Here is an 18067-nt window from a genome sequence, read left to right as displayed (position 1 = left end):
TAACCTTGAACATCGTGGCAACCAACGACTTCCCCGCAGAGATCAAGGCGCTCCGCGCCACCCTCGAGTCCATCGAGGCCGTGAGCGACCCCACCGCCCTGCAGGCGAAGATCGCCGAGCTGTCCGAGCAGGCCTCGGCTCCCAACCTGTGGGACGACCCGGAGGAAGGCCAGCGGGTCTCCTCCGCGCTGTCGGCGGCGCAGGCCGAGCTCGACCGGGTCGAGAAGCTCGGCGCCCGCATCGACGACGTCGAGACGCTCGTCGAGCTCGGCCACGAGATGGACGACGCCGAGTCGCTCACCGAGGCGGAGACCGAGGTCGCCAAGATCCGCAAGGACCTCGCGGCCCTCGAGGTGCGCACGCTGCTGAACGGTGAGTACGACTCCCGCGAGGCGGTCGTGACGATCCGCGCGGGCGCGGGCGGCGTGGACGCCGCCGACTTCGCCGAGATGCTGATGCGCATGTACCTGCGCTGGGCCGAGCGCCACGGCTATCCCACCAAGGTGGGCGACACCTCGTACGCGGAGGAGGCCGGCCTCAAGTCGGCGACGTTCGAGGTCAACGTGCCGTATGCCTTCGGCAACCTGTCCGTCGAGGCCGGCACGCACCGGCTCGTGCGCATCTCGCCGTTCGACAACCAGGGCCGCCGGCAGACGTCGTTCGCCGCGGTCGAGGTTATCCCGCTCATCGAGCAGACAGACCACATCGAGATCCCGGAGTCGGAGCTCAAGATCGACGTCTACCGCTCCTCCGGCCCCGGCGGGCAGTCCGTGAACACCACCGACTCCGCGGTGCGCATGACGCACATCCCGACCGGCGTGGTGGTCGCCATGCAGAACGAGAAGTCGCAGATCCAGAACCGTGCGGCGGCCTACCGCGTGCTGCAGTCGCGGCTGCTCCTGCTGCGCAAGGCGGAGGAGGCGGCCAAGAAGAAGGAGATGGCCGGCGACATCAAGGCCAGCTGGGGCGACCAGATGCGGTCCTACGTGCTGCAGCCGTACCAGATGGTCAAGGACCTGCGCACGGAGCACGAGTCGGGCAACCCGCAGGCCGTGTTCGACGGCGCGATCGACGACTTCATCGAGGCCGGCATCCGCTGGCGCCGGGGCGGCGCACAGAGCTGACCGCCGCACGGAGCGCCGTCGCCCCGGGGCGAATTGGTGCTTGGTGTCCAGTTTGACCGTTATCGCGTCCCGGCTTTGCCCGACCGGGTGAGTGTCCTCGGCGTGTCTGCCCGACACGCCACCTGTTCACCCACCTAGTCTCGGGCTCGTGATCAGGTTCGAGAACGTGTCGAAGGTCTACGCGCGCGGCGCACGGCCTGCCCTCGACCAGGTCTCCGTGGACGTCGAGCGTGGCGAGTTCGTGTTCCTCGTGGGGGCCTCGGGCTCGGGAAAATCGACGTTTCTGTCGCTGGTGCTGCGCGAGCAGCGGCCCACGCGTGGCCGCGTCTACGTGGCCGGCCGGGACGTCGCGAACCTCTCGGGGTGGCGCGTGCCCACGCTGCGCCGTCAGCTCGGCGTGGTGTTCCAGGACTTCCGGCTGCTGCAGAACAAGACCGTCCACGAGAACGTGGCGTTCGCCCTGCAGGTGATCGGCAAGCCCCGCCACGTCATCCGGGACACCGTGCCCGAGGTGCTGGACATGGTGGGCCTGGCGGGCAAGGGCAAGCGGATGCCGACCGAGCTGTCGGGCGGTGAGCAGCAGCGCGCCGCCATCGCGCGCGCCATCGTGAACCGGCCGCAGATCCTCCTGGCCGACGAGCCCACGGGAAACCTCGACCCCACCACGTCGCTCGGCATCATGCGCCTGCTGGACCGCATCAACCGCACCGGCACGACGGTCGTCATGGCCACGCACGACGACGAGATAGTCAACGAGATGCGGCGCCGCGTGGTCGAGCTGTCCGACGGCGTCGTCGTCCGCGACGAGGCACGCGGCGGCTACGGCGAACGCGAGGCGATCCTGCCCGACGTCGGCGCGTCGCCCGTGCTCGACGCCCCGGGCAGCGGGACCCGCGCTCCGGTCCAGACCGTGCGGGGGGTCTGAGCGTGCGCTTCCAGTTCGTGCTGGGCGAGGTCTTCTCCGGCCTCCGCCGGAACACCACCATGGTCGTCGCCGTCGTTCTCGTGACCTTCGTGTCGCTGACGTTCGTGGGCGCCGCCGCGCTGCTGCAGGCCCAGATCGGCAAGCTCAAGGACGACTGGTACGACCTCGTCGAGGTGTCGGTGTTCCTCTGCCCGGAGGGCTCCGTGTCGCCGACCTGCGCGGGTGGCGAGGCCACCGACGACCAGATCGACGCCGTGCGCCAGATCATCGAGACCGAGCTGTCCGACGAGGTCAGCAAGGTCTACTTCGAGTCGAAGGAGCAGGCGTTCGAGGCGTTCAGCGAACGCTACCCGGACGGCTACCAGGGCACCCAGCTCACCGCCGACGACATGCAGGCCTCGCTCCGCCTCAAGCTGTCCGACGCCGAGCAGTTCGCCGTCGTCAGCGACGTGCTGTCCGGGCGCGACGGCGTGGAGATCGTCGAGGACCAGCGGGCAGTCTTCGAGCCGCTGTTCCGCACGCTCAACGTCGCCACCCTGCTCGCGGCAGGGCTGGCCGGCGTCATGCTGCTGGCCGCGGTGCTGTTGATCACGACCACCATCCGGCTGAGCGCCGTCTCGCGGCGCAAGGAGACCGAGATCATGCGCCTGGTGGGCGCGTCCAACCTGTTCATCCAGCTGCCCTTCCTGCTGGAGGGCGCGCTGGCGGCGGTGCTGGGCTCGCTGCTCGCCGGCGGCGGGCTGTGGCTCGCCGTGCGGTTCATGGTGAGCGACTGGCTCGAACGGTCAGTCGACTGGGTGGCCTACGTGTCGGAGGTCGACGTGCTGCGCGTCGCGCCGCTGCTCGTGATCATGGCCGTCGCCCTTGCCGCTGTCTCGTCCTTCTTCACCCTGAACCGGTACACGAGGATCTGATGGCTACTTCCCGAGACCGAAACCGCCGCGGCCCGCTCGCCGCGCTGCTCGCGATCGTCCTGCTGCTGGGCGGCGCGACCGCCGTCTACGCTGACGACCTCGACGACCGTCGGGCAGCGGCCGAGCGCGAGCAGGCGGCCAAGGAGAAGGAGCGCGAGAGCCTCGAGGCCGAGCTGGAGCACACCGATACCCAGCTCGCGGACGCCGTGCTCGAGCTGAACCAGGTAGAGGGCCGCCTGCCGGTGGCGGAGGCCGAGCTCGCCGTCGCCGAGGCGGAGCTGGAGCGGGCCGAGCGCGAGGCGGCGATCCTCGCCCAGCGGCTGGCTGACGCCCAGCTCGAGGAGGCCAAGGTCAGTCAGCAGCTCCAGGACGGTTCCGGCAAGGTCGACGGCGCCCGCGACGACATCGCGCAGATGGCCCGGGAGGAGTTCCGCGGCGCGGGCGACGCTTCGACGATCGGCCTGGTGACCGGCGCGCAGAGCACCGAGGAGTTCATCGACGGGTACTCGGTGTCGTCGTCGGCCGCGCGGATCCGGGCGCGCACCCTCGCCGAGCTGCAGGATGCCGAGGCGACCGCCCGCAACCTGCAGGCGCGGCTGTCCGCGATCCGCGAGGTCGTCACGGAGCTCAAGCGCCTGGCCGACGAGAACGTGCGGTCCAAGGAGCAGGCCAAGCAGGCCGCAGTGGCGCGCAAGGCCGAGATCCAGGAGCTGATCGCGGAGCAGCAGCGGCTCAAGAACCGCATCGAGCGGCGCAAGGACGTCGCGCTGGAGAGCATGCGGGACAACGAGCAGGAGCTGAGCTCCATCGAGGCCGACCTCAAGGGGATCATCCGCGAGCAGGAGGAGCGGGACGAACGGCTGGCCCAGGAGCAGGCCGAGCGGGAGGCGGCGTCGGGCGGCTCCTCCGGCGGTGGATCGTCCGACGGCGGTGACTCGTCGGGTGGTTCCTCCGGTGGCAGCAGCGCCGGCAGCCTGTCGTTCCTCAGCTACCCGACGGCGAGCCCGGTCGTCACGTCGTCGTACGGCATGCGCTTCCACCCGGTGCTGCAGTACTACCGGCTGCACGCCGGGACCGACTTCCGGGCGTACTGCGGCACGCCGATCCTGGCCCCTGCCGACGGCACCGTGCAGTACGCGCGGTACCTGGACGGACTCGGCAACCAGGTGCTGATCAACCACGGCTACTCGTCCGGCGGCAGCAGCGTGATGACGAGCGCGAACCACCTCACGTCTTTCGCGGTCTCGTCGGGTCAGCACGTCTCGCGGGGTCAGGTGATCGGCTACTCAGGCACCACCGGGACGTCCACGGCCTGCCACCTCCACTTCGAGGTGTACGTCGACGGTTCGACGGTCGACCCGATGACCTGGCTGTAGGAGCCTGGCTGCGGGAGCCCGGTGACAGATACCTGGTCGTAAAAGCCTGGTCCACCCTGGTCCGGCGCGTAAACTGGGCCGTCGCGCTGCCTGCACGAGGTGCGCCGAACAGCAGATCCCGGAGGGAGACCATGGCCAAGAAGGACGATCCGCGCAAGATCGTGGCGAACAACAAGAAGGCCCGTCATGACTACGTGATCGAGGACGTCTTCGAGGCCGGGCTCGTGCTCTCGGGTACCGAGGTCAAGGCGCTGCGGATGGGGCGGGCGTCCCTCACGGACGGGTACGCCAACATCGACCGCGGCGAGGCGTGGCTCGAGAACGTGCACATCCCCGCGTACTTCCAGGGCACGTGGAACAACCACGCGCCGCGGCGTCGGCGCAAGCTCCTGCTGCACCGCGAGGAGATCGCGCGGCTGGAGTCCAAGTCGCGGGAGAAGGGGCACACCCTCATCCCGCTGTCGCTGTACTTCCTGGACGGCCGGGCCAAGGTCGAGATCGCGCTCGCGCGCGGTAAGAAGGAGTACGACAAGCGGCAGACCCTGCGCGAGCAGCAGGACATGCGCGAGGCGCAGCGGGCCATGCGGGCCAAGGAGATGCTCGGCTGACTGTTGCGGAAATAACGTTCCCGTCCAGGGTGTTGATCACCTAGACTGGAGACGTTCCGCACGGGCGCAGCCCGCGTGGGACACGTTGAAAACAACATAGGGGCTGATCGGTTTCGACGGTGGTCGTGCTTCGAGGAGAAGCGGGTCGAGGATGCAGGCTTATCTCGTTAACGATGCCTGTAAACCAATAGTTGCCGATAACTCGCGCAACGAGTTCGCCCTCGCCGCCTGAGCGAGCCCGAACTCCGTCGGCCTGGGAATTGCTTCCGTCCCAGTAGCCGGCGTCATCTAGGAAGCCACTGCTCGTAGCTCTCGTCATCGGGGCTGCGGGAACACTCAGGTGACTGGGCCTGTCCGTGAACGTGTCTGCGCGAGCACGGGGGCCGAGAAAATCCATAGCAGACTGCGCCCGGAGAAGTCCTCGAAAACCGATACCGGACCCGGGTTCGATTCCCGGCAGCTCCACATCAGGTTCGGCGATCCGAACCGTAGTCACTCGTGCCCGGGCCGACATCGGCCCGGGCATTGGTGTGCGCGGGGCAGGTGGGCCCGCGCGCGGGTGGCTCGTGGCTCGTGGCTGCTGGCGACCTCCGCCGGCTCGCTGTGGGCCGGCTGGGGAGAACCTGGATCGTAACGGAAGGGTCTCGGTTCGGTTTCTCCTCTTGAGTCCGTTCAGCCCGGAATGGAAGGTGTGTCCACCCTGCGAGCGTGAACCGGTGTCTGCCAGGCAGTACCGAGGTACGGCCGCAACCTCACGAGCCACAAGGAGGACTCACGATGGCGGTGCGTAGACCCATGCTGCTCGGTTCGGCGCTCTTGGTCTCGGCGCTGTTCGGCACCGTGTTACCTGGCGCTGCGGCGGATACCTCGGCGGACGTGAGCATCGAGTCGATCGGCGGGCAGGCCGTGACCGACGGTCGCGTGCGCGACCGCGTGACGGGCGAGGTACCTGTGGCCGGGACGGCGAGCACCGGAGCGCCGGAGAGCTCGGCCGGTCCTCTGGTGGCAGACGCCGGGGACAGCGGACTTGTCGCCGCCGGCGGCTCGACGGCCCTGCTGGGCGCGGCCTTCGGCGGTGCCGCACCGTACGAGTTCTCATGGTCGGCCACTGACGGGACGCTGGCTCGTGCCGATTCCGCGACCCCCACCTTCGACAGCACGGGTCTGCAGCCCGGCACGTACGACGTGACACTCGAGGTCACCGATCGCCTCGGGGCGACAAGCACCGACGTCGTCAAGGTCGTCGTGTACAAGAGCGTCGAGGCGGTGCTGCTGGACGAGACGGCGTCGGACACGACACCCGGCGTGACGGGCGTGGCGCCGCTGGAGTACGAGTTCGACGTCGTCGCGGGGACGGCCCGCCTCGACGTGAACGTGACCTGGACCAACGAGAACAACGACTACGACCTCATCCTCATCGGTCCGAACGGCAACGAGGCCGCACGTTCGGCCGGTGGAACACCGCAGACGTCGGAGGCGACCGGTGTGGACGGACCCGCCGAGGGCACGTGGACGCTGCGCGTGGACCGCTGGCTCACGGTGACCGACACCGTCACGTCGGTCGTCACGGGCATCCAGCAGGCCGACCCGCGACCTGTCGTTGCGGCGGGCGGTCCGTACGCGTTCGCGCTGGGCGCGGATCAGGCCCTCGCCGGTAGGGCGACGGGCGGGACAGCGCCCCTGACCATCGGATGGGACCTGGACGGTGACGGCGAGTTCGACGACGCCGCGGGCCCTGCTCCGACCGTTCATCTGCCCGAGGGGCGGTACCTGGCGACTCTCAAGGCCACGGACTCCGCTGGGCTGGAACGTCGGCAGACGACGAGCATCCTGGTCGCAGCGCCGGAGGTGATCGCGACGCAGACCGTACCGGTCACAGTGATCGGCATTGCGGACACCGGTATCAACCCGTACCACGAAGAGTTCTCGGCGCAGACCTATCCGGACCCGGCCGTTCTGGCCCTGACGGACAACTTCACCAGGCATCCTTCGGAGTACATCCCCGGTTATCCGGAGGACGCCGCGGCGCTCCCCGTCACGCTGGGTGAGGGATACCTGCCTGCCGAAGACACATCGCTCTGGGCAGGCAACGAGACGATCGCCCCGGCGACCCTCTACTGGATCCCGGGCACGAAGATCGTCGGTGCCGTTGACGCGGGCGGCTCCACCGGTGCGACGTCCGCGGATGATCCGCACCCGATCCTGGACGACAACGGCCACGGCTCCGGATCGGCGTCGGTGTCGTCCGGCAACCGTTACGGCTACTGCCCGACCTGCCTGCTCGTGGCTGTCGAGGGGCTGGACGAGACCGTCGCGACCGGCTACCCGTGGGTGGACATCACCTCGCACTCGTTCGGCTATGTCGGCGGCGCCCCGGTCGGTCCTGTCAGCAGCGGCGAGGAGGTCACCAAGGCCGCGGCCGAGCGGGGACAGACCGTGCTGTTCGCCGCGGGGAACGGCGTGGGCAACGCCTTCGACGTGCCGGTGAACACCTGGCACTCCGACCAGACGGGCCCGGACTGGAACATCACCGTGGGTGCCATCCGGCGCGACAACCAGCGCGCTGTCGTCGGCGACGGCATACCCGTGCATGTCTCGGCCTGGGGCGATGGCAACCTACCCTCGGCGTGCCGCACCGGGACGATCGGCCAGTGCGCCTTCGGCGGCACGTCTGCGGCGACGCCGTATACCGCCGGCGTCTTCGGCTCGGTACTGACCCAGGCCAGAGCGGCTGTCGGCGACGGTGCCGCCGGGCAGAAGCCCGGCCAGGTGGTCGCCTCCGGCATCGCGCGAGACGAGAGCGTCTACCTTGCCGACGGCAAGCTGACCCGGGCGGAGCTGCGCGAGGCCGTCCTGAAGACCGCGTTCCCGCTGAACCAGGACAACGCCGTCTCGCCGTACCCGTATCCGCTGACTGCGCCGTACAGCGGTGAGTCGAACGTCCTGTTCGAGGGCTACGGTGCGGCGACGCCCCATTCGGCCCGGCGGGCTGTCGACGTCCTGCTCGGGGCAGAGCTGCTGCCGGAGCGGCCGTTCGAGGACCAGTTCTTCGCCCTGGACCGTGCCGTGCGCGACACGCTGTGGGGTGGCTACGACCGTGACGGCGACGGAGCAGCCGACGACGAGAGCATCGCCGACGGCGTCGACCTCACGGCAGCCGACCTGACCAGCGTCGCGGGCACCCTCGACGTCCTGCGTGAAGTGGCGGAGGCGAAGGAGGCGGACGAGCCGGGCAGCGAGCCCCGGACGCACAGTGCTGCGCCCCTGACCCGCTACCTGCACCGCCGGGTCTCGGCCGAGCCTGGTGTCACCGGCTGCGGTGCGACCATCAACGAGACGTACCTGGGGGCGGAGAACACCCCGGGCGACCTGGAGCCGTGCTTCGAGTCCCGTGTCACCAGCGTAGGCGCGGCCTTCCGGCCGCTGGGCATCTTTCCATCGGACGCTCCGCTCGACGCGCCGCTGCCGGCCGGGTCGACCGTGCACGTCGAGCTGTACATCGCCGGCGAGACGCCCATGATGGTGCAGCCCACCGGCGTGCTGATGGCCACGGATCGGGAGCTGGGCGAAGGCGAGGGCATGCTCGCACCCGTCAACGGGAGCGGTCCCGGCGGCGCCGTCTGCACGACGCTGGGCGAGGCGTGCTGGACGAAGCACGAGTTCTCCTTCACGACGTCCCGTCCGGCGTTCTCCGGCGAGCAGATCACCTTCCAGGTGCGGCTTCTCGGCGCCCGATCGTGGGCGTTCGGGTTCGAGGGTGCCCATGCGTCGAAGATCGTCATCGCACCCGCCGACCTGCCGTCGACCGGGTTCGAGCTCGGCGCGAGCATCACGTCTCCGGGCGACGGCTCGGAGCTCGGCGAGTCCGAGACGATCACAGCAGGTGGCTCGTACGCGTTCCCCGACCCTGGCAGCGACCCGACCGGGGCCGGGGACCATCCGGTCACGCGGCGGGTGCAGGTGTCGGTGGACGACGTGTCCTTCGCCGAGCCACGGACCGCGGTCCTCGACGAGGGCACCGGTACCTGGAGCGTCGAGATCGGCACACTGCCCGTCGGCGAGCACGTCATCTACGCTCGGGCGCGGGTCGACGGGACGGTATCGGAGGCGTCGGCCAGCCGGTTCACCGTCTCGCCGAACGCTGAGGTGCAGTGGCAGATCGTCGACCGGAACGCGCCCGTCGTCGGGACCGCTTGGCGGCCGACCCTCGGCTTCGCCGACTGGTCCTTCGTGTTCGACACGGCACAGTTCGCGACCAGCGGTCCCAAGACCGTGGTGGTCCGGCAGGTTGACGGGGGCGTGGAGACCGCCCGTGACACCGCGCGGGTTCGGTTCGAGTAGCGGCGGTCGGCGACGAGCTGAGGAGAGGACCTCCGGGCGAGCGTGGAGCTGTCTAGCGCAGCACCCGCGAAGCCCGGAGGTTCTCGCGCGCAGGCCGCTCGACGTCGGGACCTGGCCAGGGCACACTGGCAGCGGCGCGGACACCGGGGTTCGCGCGCCGGAGCGGAAGGGCATCACATGGCCGACTACGCGGACGTCTACCGGCGCAGCCTCGACGATCCCGAGGGATTCTGGGGTGAGCAGGCGGGTCTGATCTCCTGGTTCCGCAAGCCCACCCGCGTGCTCGACGCCGACAGCCCGCCGTTCTACCGCTGGTTCCCCGACGGCAGACTGAACACCTGCTACAACGCGCTGGACCGGCACGTGATCGCGGGCCGTGGGGACCAGGCGGCGCTGATCTACGACAGCCCCGTCACCGGCACCTCCAGGACCATCACCTACGCCACGCTGCTGCAGGACGTCGCGGCGTTCGCCGGCGCCCTGCGCGACCTCGGGGTCGGGCAGGGCGACCGCGTGGTGATCTACATGCCCATGGTGCCCGAGGCCGTCATCGCGATGCTCGCGTGTGCCCGCCTGGGGGCCGTGCACTCGGTGGTGTTCGGTGGGTTCGCCGCGAACGAGCTGGCGGTCCGGATCGACGACGCGCAGCCGAAGGTAGTGGTCTCGGCGTCGTGCGGGATCGAGCCCAGCCGGGTGGTGGAGTACAAACCGCTGCTCGACCGGGCGCTGGAGCTGGCCGACCACGAACCGTCGTCGTGCGTGGTGCTCCAGCGGCCGCAGGCGGCGGCGACGCTCGTCGAGGGCCGGGACCTGGACTGGGCCACCGCCATGCATGCCGGGCGGACCAATCCGGCTCCCTGTGCCGACGTCGCGGCGACCGACCCGCTCTACATCCTGTACACGTCGGGGACCACGGGGAAGCCCAAGGGGATCCTGCGCGACAACGGCGGCCACGCCGTCGCCCTGGCCTGGTCCATGCGCAAGATCTACGACATCGACGCAGGCCAGGTCTGGTGGACGGCGTCCGACGTCGGCTGGGTGGTCGGCCACTCCTACATCGTCTACGGGCCGCTGATCGCAGGCGCCACGACCGTGCTGTACGAGGGCAAGCCCGTCGGTACGCCCGACGCCGGGGCGTTCTGGCGGGTCGTCGCCGAGCACGGCGTCGAAGCCCTGTTCACCGCGCCGACCGCGATCCGGGCGATCAAGAAGGAGGATCCGGAAGGGATCCTCGTGGCAGGGCACGACACCTCGTCGTTGCGGCACCTGTTCCTCGCGGGGGAGCGGCTCGACCCCGGCACGTACGAGTGGGCGGGAAGCATCCTCAGGGTGCCCGTCATCGACCACTGGTGGCAGACCGAGACCGGCTGGGCCGTCGTCGCGAACCTGCGCGGGCTCGACCTCATGCCGACGCGGCCCGGGTCACCGTCGGTCCCCGTGCCGGGCTTCGATGTGCAGGTGCTGCTGCCCGACGGCACGGTAGCCGGGCCCGGGCAGGAGGGCAGCCTCGCGATCAAGCTGCCGCTGCCGCCCGGGACCCTGCAGACGCTGTGGCGCGACGACGAGCGGTACGTGTCGTCGTATCTTGCGGCGTACGACGGCTACTACCTGTCGGGCGACGGCGGCTACATCGACGAAGACGGGTACGTCTATGTCATGGGCCGCACCGACGACGTCATCAACGTCGCCGGGCACCGCCTGTCGACCGGGGCGATCGAGGGGGTGCTCGCGGCGCATCCCGCGGTGGCGGAGTGCGCGGTGATCGGCGCCGCCGACCCCCTCAAGGGGCAGGTGCCGCGCGGGCTCGTGGTGCTCAAGGCGGGGGCCGACCCCGAGGGGGTGGCGGCGGAGCTCGTCGCCGCCGTGCGCGACCAGATCGGGCCGGTCGCCGCGTTCAAGGACGTCGAGATCGTCGCCGGGCTGCCGAAGACCCGCTCGGGCAAGATCCTGCGGCGCACCATGCGTCAGCTGGCCGACGGCGAGCATCCTGCCGTGCCGTCGACGATCGAGGACCCGGCGGTGCTGACCGCTCTGGAGCCGGTGCTGCGGCGGGACTGACACATGTCATGCATCGACCGGGTGTTTCTCCAGGCAAGGTGGTGATCGGCGGCACTGCCCGCCGCGTGTGCGCCGTCGGAGGGTGGATACACGAAGCGAATCCACTTCAGTTCCCCCTTTCCGCTCCCGAACCGCCCGCCGCGGCACGGCGCATCCGGGGGCGGGCGGCAGCGCGTCCAGCCGCGACGAGTGCGAGGCCGGAGCGTGGCCCTGCGGGCGAAGGTCGTCGAGGCCGCGGCCGAGCAGTGCGCGGAGGGCCTCCGTAGGTTCGCCCAGGGGGCCGAGCAGACTTTCGAGCCGCTGGTGCAGATTGCCGACGAGGGGCCGCGCAACGTGCTGATCCTGCGCCCTGAATGTCGCGACGACCTACCTGGTCGACGGCGCGATGCCTGCGCGGGACGTGTCCTGCCGGGCGGCCTGACGGATCCCGGGTGGCGGGGGAGCGCGCGGTCCTCGAGGATCGCGCGCTCTCGCGCAACCACGCCGAACATCGGCGTCCGAACAGACCACCACGCTAGGGTGACGCCCGTGCAACACCCCGGAGACCCTGGCCTCGTTCCGGAGCCTGCGTCGGCGCAGGTACCGGGCGGTTCGATGCTGCTCGAGGACGGCGCGCGGGTCGGGACCGACCCCGTGCTGCGTCCCGCCGCGCGCTGGTGGCGCCATGTCACGGAGGAGGCCTTCGGCCTCGACCTGGTTCCCTCGGGGACCGATCGCGGCTCCGACCGTTCGACGGGACAGCACGTCGACTTCGCCCTCGCTCCAGATCTGCCCGCCGGCGGATACCGCCTCGAGGTGCGCCCCACGGCGGGCCGTCCGGAGGCCGTCGGCTCGGTGGCCGGCTCGGTTCGGGTCGACGCCGCGGACCTCGCCGGCGCGCACGCCGCCGCCCAGACCCTGCGCCAGCTCGCCGGCCCGGCGGCCTACCGGCGCGCGGCCGCGGCCTACAGCGGCAGTGGCATCGCGCCGCTCGAGCTCCCGGCGGTGCGCATCGAGGACCACCCGCGTTTCGAGTGGCGGGGGGTGCTGCTCGACGTCGCCCGGCACTTCCTGCCCAAGCACGACGTGCTCCGGTTCATCGACCTCGCCGCCGCCCACCGGCTGAACGTGCTGCAGCTCCACCTCACCGACGACCAGGGCTGGCGGATGCAGGTCCACCGTTACCCGGAGCTGACGCGGACCGGCGCCTGGCGTCGCGAGTCCACCGTCGGCACGTGGCGCACCGGCTCGGGCGACGGTCGTCCGCACGGCGGCTTCTACACGCAGGACGACCTGCGCGAGATCGTCGCCTACGCCCGCGACCGGGGCGTCACCGTGGTTCCGGAGATCGACGTGCCGGGTCACGTCGAGGCCGCCGTCGCCGCCTACCCGGAGCTCGGCACGCGCAAGGACCGCCAGAGCGTCCGCACCACGTGGGGCATCAGCCAGGACGTGCTCGACCCGTCCGAGGGCTCGCTCGCGTTCTTCCGGCACGTGCTGGACGAAGTGCTCGACGTCTTCGACACCCCGTGGATCGGCCTCGGCGGCGACGAGGTACCGCCCACGCTCTGGCGTGAGTCGCCCCGGATCGTCGAGCGTGCCAGGGCGCTGGGCCTGCTCGCGCCCGACGGCGCACCCGACGTCACACAGCTGCACGGCTGGTTCATCGCCCGCCTGGCCGAGCACGTGTCGGCGGCCGGCCGTCGCGCCGTCGTCTGGGACGAGGCGATGTCGCCGATGCTGCCGCGCGACGTGATCGTGACGTCCTGGCGTGGCTACGCCCAGGGCGCGGCCGCGCTCGAGGCAGGATACGACGTGGTCATGGCGCCCGAACAGGCCGTCTACCTGGACCATCGCGCGAGCGATCACCCGCTGGAGCCGATCCCGGTGGGCTTCCTCCGCACGATCGAGGACGTCTACGCTTTCGACCCCCTCCCCGCCCCGCTGAGTGCCGGATTTTCGCCCGTCCAAGGCCCACGGACGGGGCGAAAATCCAGCACTCAACGGACGGTGGGGCGGTTGTTGGGGGCGCAGGCTCAGGTCTGGTCGGAGCATCTGGACGGCGCGCGGCGCGTCGACTACGCGACCTATCCGCGGCTCGCGGCGTTCGCCGAGGTGGTGTGGTCGCCCCGGGCCGACCGGGAGCCGGGCTCAGCGGCGTCGAAGGAGTTCCTGGAGCGCCTGGAACGGCGCCACCTGCCGCGCCTGGACGCGTACGGCGTCGAGTACCGACCGGTCGCGGGGCCCCACCCGTGGCAGACCCGGCCCGGCGTCCAGGGCCACCCGCGCGACCTGGCGGCGGAGACCGCCGTCGGCGGCTGGGCGGGGCTCGGCGGCTGGCGCGAGGACGGCGGCGTCGAGAACCTCCCGGAGCAGGACCATCCGGCGCAGCCGGACCCGGGGTGACCTCGACGAGCGCCGGCCGGTTGGCTCGGGGGTCAGGTCGCACGGCAGGATGTGGGTGTGTTGCGCATCGACGATCCCACGTTCACCTGGCCCCTCCTGACGCTCGACGAGGCGGCCCTGGACCACAACATCGCGACCGTGGCGGGCGCGTTCGCCGGTGCCGGCGTCGAGCATGCGCCGCACGTGAAGACGCACATGTCCCGCGAGGTCTGGGAGCGGCAGTCCGCCACCGGGGTGTGGGGCGCGACCGTGGCCACCCCCGCACAGCTCCGGACCGCGCTCGGCTGGGGCGTCCCGGGTTCGGGACGCCGCGCCTTCCTCGCGAACGAGCTCGTCGACCCGCGCGACGTCGCCTGGCTGCGTTCGGCCCTCACCGACGGCATCGCTGAAGGCACCGCCGGCGAGGCCGCGAACAGGCTCGCCGACGAGGTATGGGTGTACGTGGACTCCACGTGGGGCGTCGAGCTGCTCGCCGGGGGCTTCGCCGGCGCCGCGCCGGAGACCGTCGCCCGCCTGGGCGTGCTCGTGGAGCTGGGTGTCCCCGGTGGCCGCACCGGTGTGCGCGGCGTGTCCGACGCCGTCACGCTCGCCGGGCTGGTGCATGACGCCGGGCTCCGGCTGGTCGGCATCGCCGGCTACGAGGGTCCGGTGGCGAGCGGCACCAGCGACGAGGAGCTGGCCGCCGTCGGGCGATGGTGCGACGAGCTGCGCGAGGCGGGCGCCGGGGTCGCGGACCTCGTGGACGGACCCGTGGTCCTGAGCGCGGGCGGCAGCACCTTCGCCGATGTCGTGGCGCGGCGCCTCCCCGTGCCGGTCCGGGACGCGGCGGGCGAGGACGTGCCGACCCGTGTGGTGCTGCGGTCCGGTGCCTACGTGACGCACGACCACGGCCACTACGTGCGCGTCGACCCGTGGACGCGCCTCGGCACCGAGCGGCTCCGGCCCGCGATCACGGTCTGGGCCGCGGTGCTGTCCGCCCCCGAGCCCGGGCTGGTCATCTGCGGTCTGGGCCGCCGGGACGTGTCGTTCGACATCGACCTGCCGACGCCGCTCGTCGCGCGCACGCCCGACGCCGCCGGGCGGCTGGGTGAGCCGCGCACCCTGACCGGCGTGCGGGTGACGGCGCTCAACGACCAGCACGCCTACCTCGCGCTGGATTCCGCCGCCGACGGCGTGCTGCGGCCGGGCGACGTCATCGGGTTCGGGATCTCGCACCCGTGCACCACCCTCGACAAGTACCGCACCGCCCTGGTGACCCGCGGCGACGACGTCGTCGAGCAGGTCACCCTCGACTTCTGAACCCGTACCCGGCCCATCGCACGACCCGACCAAGGAGATATCGATGACCGCGAAGTCCGTCCTCTCGACCCCGGACGCCCCCGCGCCGGCCCACACGTTCCACCAGGGCGTGCGCAAGGGGCCGTTCGTGCAGGTCTCGGGGCAGGGCCCCATGGACCCGGCGACGAACACGTACGTGCACGCCGGCGACGTCGGCGCGCAGACGACCCGGACGCTCGAGAACGTGCGCGCGATCGTGGAGGCGAGCGGCGCGACGTTCGACGACGTCGTGATGCTGCGGGTCTATCTCACGAAGCGTGAGGACTTCGCGGCCATGAACGAGGCCTACGGCGAGTTCGTGACGAAGCACTGCCCGGGCGGCGTGCTGCCGAGCCGCACCACGGTGTTCGTCGGTCTGCCGCACGAGGCGATGCTGGTGGAGATCGACGCGCTCGCGATCACCGACTGATCGATTGTGGGCGTGATCGTTGCGACAACGTGCCCGTTCTAGGCGCAACGATCACGCCCACAACCAAGGTCAGTCGGCGGGAGCCGGGTCCGGGGTTGCGGTCGGGGGCAGCGTGGGGCGGTTCTTGGCGATCTGCCTGCGGACGCCGACGACCACCAGGAGCACCACGCCCGCCAGCGCGAGCCACGGGATGATCGCCCCGAGCACCAGGACGACGACGTTGAAAGTGCTGACCAGCGCGCTCCACCCCGCGGACAGGCCGCCAAGGAACCCACCGGGCCGCGCCTGAGCGGCGGGGGAGTCCTCCGCGACGATCTCGACGTGCAGCGTGGACATCGCCACCTCGTCGGAGAGCCGGTTGCGCTCGGAGACCCGGGAGTCCAGCTCCGCCTGACGGGTGGAGAGCTCCGCCTCGATCTCGATGAGGTCGGAGGTGCGGTCGGCGTCGGCCATCAGCTCGCGCAGCCGGTCGGTGGAGGTGCGCAGCGCCTCGATGCGGGCGTCGAGATCCTGCGCGGTCCCGGTGACGTCCACCGTCTCGACGTGGCGGTCACGTACCTCGCCGAGCTCGTCGAGGGCGTCCAGCGTGGCCGACACCCGGTCGGCGGGGATGCGGAGCGTCATCGAGGCGCTGCCGGGCTCGCCGTCGGTGGCGGCCTGCTCGTCGCGCGCCTCGACCCGGCCGCCCGCCTCCTCCACGAGATCGGCGATCTGCTCGGCGGCCTCGAACGGGTCGTCCACCGCGAGCGTCGCGTTGCCGGTGGTGATGAGCTCGCGGTTCACGGCCTCCTCGGGAGCCTCGGCGATACCGACGGCGCCCGTCGCGTCGGCGACGCCGTCCTGGCCCGTGCCCGGTTCGACGACCTCGCGCGCGGACCCTTCGCCGACTGCCGGTTCGCCACCGGAGTCGCTCGCGCCGCTGCCGGAGCAGGCCGCGAGGGTGACCACGAGGGTCCCTCCGACGACCGCTGTCAGGAGGGTGCGGAAGAGTCGGCGCGCGGGCCGGCCCGCGTCCCCCCTGGCTGACCGGTTGCGCTTCATGGGACGAGCGTAGGAGGCCCGCAGGGCAGGAACATGCCCCACCTGAGAACTGTGATCCCTTTGTGAACTTGTGGGCCCGGTGACCAGATTTTTCTTCGGTTTTGCGGGGTTTTTGATCACGGTGCGGTCACGTCATGCCTGGGCCGCCAAGGTACGGCAGGCTCGGATTCGTCAGGCACACGAAGTAATCCGGATACGTCGACAGAGGGAGTCCGGCGCCAGGGCAAACGTGACCCAAGTAACAGTCTTGTTACGGGTCGCGCCGGGCGATGGACACCGACTCTGTTAAGGAGGTCTACTAACAAACATGGCGACGCAGACAGAACGCAACGGCACCGGGCGAGGGCTCGGCGCACGCTTGCGCGCGACGTCCAAGGTGCTTCCCGAGCACGCCAGGGCGCACAACCGGTCCCTGGTGCTGCAGCACCTCTTCCACGAGGGGCCCACCTCCCGGGCCGACCTCGCACGAGCCACCGCGCTCACCCGCGTCACGATCTCCGACCTGGTCTCGGTGCTCATCGCCGAGGGCCTGGTGGAGGAGCTCGGCACCCGGCCCGGCCAGCGCGTCGGCAAGCCCGCGATCCTCGTGGGCCTGCGCACCGACGCCTTTCAGATCGTGGCCGTCGACCTCACGGAGCACCGCCACATGCGGGGCGCCGTGCTCAGCCTCACCGGCGAGATGATGGTCCGCCGCGAGCTCGACATCGACGGGCGCACGGGCGACGAGCTCGTCGATCTGCTCACCCGCTTCGTCCGCCGGCTCGTGGCGGCGGCGATCCACCCGGTGATCGGCGTCGGCGTCGGCTCGCCCGGCATCATCGACCTGGACGGGCGCGTCGTCGAGGCGCCCAACCGCGGCTGGTACGACGTGCGGCTCGCCGAGATCCTGGGCGAGCGACTGGGCCTGCCCGTGCACGTCGCGAACGACGCGAACACGGCGGCGCTCGGTGAGTTCACCTACGGCGGGGCGACCGGCAGCATGCTCGTGGTCACCGTCGGTGCGGGCGTGGGTGCCGGCGTCGTGGTCGACGGCGTGCGGGTGCACGGCCAGGGCGACGCGGCGGGCGAGATCGGCCACGTCACCGTGGACGACAACGGCGAGCAGTGCGCCTGCGGCCGCGTGGGCTGCCTCGAGACCGTCTTGTCGGTCCCGGCACTGCGGCGCGCCGTCGCGAACAAGAACAAGGAAGATTCCGACGCCGCTCTGGCGTCGGCAGGCCGGGTACTGGGTGTCACCCTCGCCCCGGTCGTCAGCGCGCTCAACCTCACGGAGGTGTTGCTGAGCGGCCCGCGTGGCCTGCTCGACGGCGCCCTGCGCGAGGCAGCGCTGGACACCATCCGTCAGCGGACCATGCCGGCCATCAACTCTGGCCTGCAGCTGCGGATGGCCGCGCTCGACGAGGACGTCGTGCTGGCGGGCGCCGCCGTCCTCGTGCTTTCCGCCCAGCTGGGGGTCTCGTGAGCAGTTATGCGCACGTGTCGGCGGCAGGCGTCTCATCGAGCTTCCACTCGAGTCATCACCATGCACCGCGACACGAAGTCGTATCC

12 protein-coding genes and 1 other RNA gene are annotated in these 18067 nt (G+C 70.8%); 12 read left to right on the top strand and 1 reads right to left on the bottom strand.

Annotation, left to right across the window (positions count from 1 at the left end):
• The first annotated feature begins 14 nt into the window (after window positions 1–14).
• The 11 genes from prfB (at window position 15) to EW117_RS12300 (ending at window position 15478) form a co-directional block, all read left to right on the top strand.
• Entirely contained in the window at window positions 15–1124 is a 1110-nt protein-coding gene (gene prfB, locus EW117_RS12350; protein WP_129787008.1) for a peptide chain release factor 2, read from the top strand.
• A gap of 148 nt (window positions 1125–1272) precedes the next feature.
• A complete protein-coding gene (gene ftsE, locus EW117_RS12345; RefSeq protein WP_129787007.1) occupies window positions 1273–2049 on the top strand; it encodes a cell division ATP-binding protein FtsE in 777 nt (258 codons plus the stop codon).
• Between the two features lie 2 nt (window positions 2050–2051).
• Entirely contained in the window at window positions 2052–2963 is a 912-nt protein-coding gene (ftsX, locus tag EW117_RS12340) for a permease-like cell division protein FtsX (protein ID WP_129787006.1), read from the top strand.
• Window positions 2963–4339, top strand: coding sequence for a M23 family metallopeptidase (locus tag EW117_RS12335; RefSeq protein WP_129787005.1), 1377 nt, complete (start codon window positions 2963–2965; stop codon window positions 4337–4339). Before ftsX ends, EW117_RS12335 begins: the two co-directional genes overlap by 1 nt.
• Before the next feature lie 131 nt (window positions 4340–4470).
• Window positions 4471–4947, top strand: a complete 477-nt coding sequence (gene smpB / locus EW117_RS12330; RefSeq protein ID WP_129787004.1) for an SsrA-binding protein SmpB — start codon at window positions 4471–4473, stop codon at window positions 4945–4947.
• Between the two features lie 99 nt (window positions 4948–5046).
• Window positions 5047–5415, top strand: a transfer-messenger RNA (tmRNA) gene (gene ssrA, locus EW117_RS12325).
• 309 nt (window positions 5416–5724) lie between these two features.
• Window positions 5725–9288: a S8 family serine peptidase gene (locus EW117_RS12320; RefSeq protein WP_129787003.1), complete on the top strand. Its 3564-nt coding sequence runs from the start codon at window positions 5725–5727 to the stop codon at window positions 9286–9288.
• Window positions 9289–9465: 177 nt separating this feature from the next.
• The gene (locus EW117_RS12315; RefSeq protein ID WP_129787002.1) at window positions 9466–11346 is read left to right on the top strand and encodes a propionyl-CoA synthetase; all 1881 of its coding nucleotides are present in this window, start codon (window positions 9466–9468) and stop codon (window positions 11344–11346) included.
• 528 nt (window positions 11347–11874) lie between these two features.
• Entirely contained in the window at window positions 11875–13731 is a 1857-nt protein-coding gene (locus EW117_RS12310) for a beta-N-acetylhexosaminidase (RefSeq protein ID WP_242504253.1), read from the top strand.
• 57 nt (window positions 13732–13788) lie between these two features.
• The gene (locus EW117_RS12305) at window positions 13789–15030 is read left to right on the top strand and encodes a type III PLP-dependent enzyme domain-containing protein (protein ID WP_129787001.1); all 1242 of its coding nucleotides are present in this window, start codon (window positions 13789–13791) and stop codon (window positions 15028–15030) included.
• Window positions 15031–15073: 43 nt separating this feature from the next.
• The gene (locus tag EW117_RS12300; RefSeq protein WP_129787000.1) at window positions 15074–15478 is read left to right on the top strand and encodes a RidA family protein; all 405 of its coding nucleotides are present in this window, start codon (window positions 15074–15076) and stop codon (window positions 15476–15478) included.
• A 69-nt stretch (window positions 15479–15547) separates the two neighbouring features.
• On the opposite strand, the gene EW117_RS12295 is transcribed toward EW117_RS12300, so the two are convergent.
• On the bottom strand, window positions 15548–16519 hold the full coding sequence (locus EW117_RS12295; protein ID WP_129786999.1) for a DUF4349 domain-containing protein: 972 nt from the start codon (window positions 16517–16519) through the stop codon (window positions 15548–15550).
• 307 nt (window positions 16520–16826) lie between these two features.
• On the opposite strand from EW117_RS12295, the gene EW117_RS12290 reads away from it, so the two are divergent.
• On the top strand, window positions 16827–17981 hold the full coding sequence (locus EW117_RS12290) for an ROK family transcriptional regulator (protein ID WP_129786998.1): 1155 nt from the start codon (window positions 16827–16829) through the stop codon (window positions 17979–17981).
• Window positions 17982–18067: the final 86 nt, after the last annotated feature.

Source organism: Promicromonospora panici (genome assembly GCF_900608595.1).
GTDB classification, from domain to species: Bacteria; Actinomycetota; Actinomycetes; order Actinomycetales; family Cellulomonadaceae; genus Promicromonospora; species Promicromonospora panici.
This window is presented reverse-complemented; position numbering and strand designations above follow the sequence as displayed.

Bases quoted from the DNA above. Each gene is read 5' to 3' on its own strand.
- EW117_RS12335 (WP_129787005.1), top strand. From the start codon at position 2,963: ATGGCTACTTCCCGAGACCGAAACCGCCGCGGCCCGCTCGCCGCGCTG.
- smpB (WP_129787004.1), top strand. From the start codon at position 4,471: ATGGCCAAGAAGGACGATCCGCGCAAGATCGTGGCGAACAACAAGAAG.
- EW117_RS12320 (WP_129787003.1), top strand. From the start codon at position 5,725: ATGGCGGTGCGTAGACCCATGCTGCTCGGTTCGGCGCTCTTGGTCTCG.
- EW117_RS12315 (WP_129787002.1), top strand. From the start codon at position 9,466: ATGGCCGACTACGCGGACGTCTACCGGCGCAGCCTCGACGATCCCGAG.
- EW117_RS12300 (WP_129787000.1), top strand. From the start codon at position 15,074: ATGACCGCGAAGTCCGTCCTCTCGACCCCGGACGCCCCCGCGCCGGCC.
- EW117_RS12295 (WP_129786999.1), bottom strand. From the start codon at position 16,519: ATGAAGCGCAACCGGTCAGCCAGGGGGGACGCGGGCCGGCCCGCGCGC.
- EW117_RS12290 (WP_129786998.1), top strand. From the start codon at position 16,827: ATGGCGACGCAGACAGAACGCAACGGCACCGGGCGAGGGCTCGGCGCA.